3 protein-coding genes and 1 tRNA gene are annotated in these 3,030 nt (G+C 43.1%); all 4 read left to right on the plus strand.

Annotated features, from left to right (window positions below):
• Positions 1-42: 42 nt before the first annotated feature.
• The 4 genes from F6K57_RS41560 (at position 43) to F6K57_RS41575 (ending at position 2,569) form a co-directional block, all read left to right on the plus strand.
• Entirely contained in the window at positions 43-1,248 is a 1,206-nt protein-coding gene (locus F6K57_RS41560; RefSeq protein ID WP_293075007.1) for a transposase, read from the plus strand.
• A gap of 135 nt (positions 1,249-1,383) precedes the next feature.
• Positions 1,384-2,052, plus strand: a complete 669-nt coding sequence (locus F6K57_RS41565) for a hypothetical protein (RefSeq protein ID WP_293075010.1) — start codon at positions 1,384-1,386, stop codon at positions 2,050-2,052.
• Positions 2,053-2,081: 29 nt separating this feature from the next.
• Positions 2,082-2,447 carry a DUF1818 family protein gene (locus F6K57_RS41570; protein WP_070393104.1) on the plus strand — a complete coding sequence of 122 codons (366 nt, stop codon included), beginning with the start codon at positions 2,082-2,084 and terminating at the stop codon, positions 2,445-2,447.
• A 48-nt stretch (positions 2,448-2,495) separates the two neighbouring features.
• Positions 2,496-2,569: transfer RNA gene (locus F6K57_RS41575), tRNA-Pro, on the plus strand.
• Positions 2,570-3,030: the final 461 nt, after the last annotated feature.

The raw sequence follows: 3,030 nt of genomic DNA on the forward strand, positions 1-3,030 counted from the left end.
ACATGCTAGATTAATAATAGGTCGATAAGCAAGAGGACAAAAATGAGATCTGCATATCAATACCGATTAAGACTGACAAATTCGCAAGTTGCAAAAATAGAGAAATGGCTGGACATGTTGCGTCATCAGTACAACTATTTGTTGGCAGACAGGTTTAATTGGTTTGAGCAGAATCGCTGTTCTATTAATTCTTGTCCCCTTGTTTGTCATTTGCCAGATCTAAGAAATAACCCTGACTACTTTTCCCAGAAGAAAACTCTACCTCAGCTAAAGAAAGATAGACCTTGGTATAGTGACATTCATGCTCACGTATTACAGGATTGCGTAAAGAGAGTCGATCTAGCTTTCAAGCGGTTCTTGAAGGGCGATAGTAATGGAAAAAAGAGCGGAAGACCTCGATTTAAAGGAAAAAGCAGATACAAGTCTTTTGCATTCCCCTCTCTTGGTAAAAATCCTATAAATGGCAATACACTGACTCTTCCAAAATTTGGAAAAGTCAGAATGATTTACCATCGACCTATTCCAGAAGGTTTTAAAATCAAAACAGCTACCATAACCCGAAAGGCCGACGGTTACTATGTTACACTATCCATTCAAGATGATTCTGTACCAAATATTCTCCCAGTAGATAGCGTTTCTAGTCCTGTTGGGATAGACATGGGTCTTAAGTCTTTCCTGGTCAAGTCCGATGGTTCAGAGGTACCGATTCCTCAATACTACCGAAAAGCTCAAAAGCGATTAAATAAAATCCAAAAAGCTGTCAGTAGGTCAAAAAAAGGTAGTAACAATAGAAAGAAGGCTGTCAGTAAACTAGGTAAGGCTCACAAAAAGGTTGCTGACACTCGAAAAGATTTTCATTTTAAAACAGCAAAAAGTTTACTGGACAATCACGATCTAGTTGCTCATGAGAAATTAAATATTAAATGCTTGGCCAGGACTAAACTGGCTAAATCTATATTGGATGCTGGGTGGGGTCAATTCCTGTCGATACTATCAAGCAAAGCCGAGAATGCTGGCTTGATAGCAGTCGCAGTAAACCCTCAAAATACCAGTCAGGATTGTTCTAATTGTGGAACTAAAGTACCTAAGAAATTGAAAGACCGCATTCATTCTTGCCCTCACTGTGGGTACACGGAAGACCGAGATATAAATGCGGCGATCAATATATTGAAATTGGCGGTAGGGCATTCCGTCAGAAGTAAAGCTTGCCGAGGAACCGTTCGCGTAGCGTCGGGCAAAGCCCGATAGCAATAGCTGGTGTTGGCAAGAAGCCCGCACTGTCCCGTTAGGGCAGTGTCGGGAGTATGTCACTGAGTCAGTGGGTTAGAGCGTCAGGGGCAAGAGTAGTTCATTCACCTCGTTTCCTCCCAAGGTTGTCTAAGAATGTTCCATAGCCGTCTCAAAGCAATTTACAACACTAATGGAATTAAACTAGCGCTAGGTTTAGCTCTTACCACTATGACCAGTGGTTTACTATTGCTGTGGAAATCCCACGACCAAGCGCCCTCTGTCTTCCAGCTCCTAGGAGCACAGCCTGCTGTCGCCCAGTTTTTTATTCCCCCAGAGATTAGCAAGGTAGTATATAAGCGTTTACCGGATTTACCACAAGAGAACCAATACATTAGTAAAGAAAGCGGTAAAGTAGCTGCCAATAATACCCTGGTTAACCGCTTAATTCGGTATCACGTCTATGGGAAAAAACGGTTGCCCAATTTCCGTTTTGATTGGAAATTGACCATGGCTGACTATCTAGGTGCATACGATTACCTAGAAGCATCCCAGTATCCCAGTGGGGATACCTTAACCGAAAATCCCATGGAAGGGGATATTGCAGCGATAGAACAATTAACTCGTGCCGAACGGGATGCACTAGTAAGCGTTTTGGTCAACATATTCAATCCCAATCGCAGTGAAACTGTGGCACCAGAGTCCAGCACACAACCATCACCTGCAACAACCTCCAATCCTACATCACCTGCAACAACCTCCAATCCTAGAAGAGGAGTATCTTTACCTAAACCAGGAGATGCTCAGTTACTCAAACCTAATTGACGTCTGGTTAATTGGGCAGAATCAGGTTTATGGAACGTCTGGTTAAACATGGAGAAGGCTGGCGTATTGGTTGGGATCCTGAGGCTCCTAACTATAAAGGTCTAGTGGGTGGTGAGGACTGGGCATTTGAACTAACGGAGTCAGAGTTGAATGACTTTTGTCGGTTGTTGCTGCAATTAGCTCAGACTATGAGTGAGATGGCAAGTGAGTTGATGGACGAAGAGAAAATCACTTGCGAAGCAGAAAGCGATTGGCTGTGGATGGAGGTAGAGGGCTATCCTTCTGCTTATACCCTACGGTTGATTTTGAATCAGGGACGCTGTTGTGAGGGGAGCTGGGTGGCAACAGCGGTTCCAGGCTTGCTAGCAGCAGCTAAGTCCCTGAAAGTTTTTTAGTGAGCTTGTTCAAATCTCGAATAGTGTGGTATATTAAATAAGGTTTTCCGGGGCGTAGCGCAGCTTGGTAGCGCACCACTTTGGGGTAGTGGGGGTCGTGGGTTCAAATCCCGCCGCTCCGATTCATTTTAGAAATCGGGTATAATCCTCAGACTCAGTTTGTCACTGTTGTCTGATTAATTTGATCTGATCTCGACAAAATATAGGGCTACGGGCAAAGCAAAAAGCAAAAGGCAAAACTCCACAATAACAGCTTAGGTGCGCTTTCCCCATTAAGAATTGCTTTCCCTATTAAGAATTAAATTCGCCACAGGTCGCACTTTCTGAGCTTGTATTAATGTCCTAAGCTTAATGGGTAGTGCAATATCACTAGTTTTACAAAATTATCAAACAATGAACTACGACGCAATTACTATTGATACTTGTATTTTTCGTCGATATGATTGTCAGTTTGAATCCTCAAGGGGTGACAACAAGGCTACAAAGCACTCTGGATAAGGGACTTAGCGTTAAGTCCCCGCTTGAAATAGAGAGATTTGTGAGGTTTGAGACTCATCAGAGATTTGGCTAAATCCGACCAAAT

It is taken from the genome of Moorena sp. SIO4A5, from assembly GCF_010672005.1.
Classification (GTDB): Bacteria; Cyanobacteriota; Cyanobacteriia; order Cyanobacteriales; family Coleofasciculaceae; genus Moorena.

What these genes read in the sequence shown, in the direction of transcription:
- F6K57_RS41560 (WP_293075007.1), top strand. Translation starts at nt 43, where the DNA reads ATGAGATCTGCATATCAATACCGATTAAGACTGACAAATTCGCAAGTT.
- F6K57_RS41565 (WP_293075010.1), top strand. Translation starts at nt 1,384, where the DNA reads ATGTTCCATAGCCGTCTCAAAGCAATTTACAACACTAATGGAATTAAA.
- F6K57_RS41570 (WP_070393104.1), top strand. Translation starts at nt 2,082, where the DNA reads ATGGAACGTCTGGTTAAACATGGAGAAGGCTGGCGTATTGGTTGGGAT.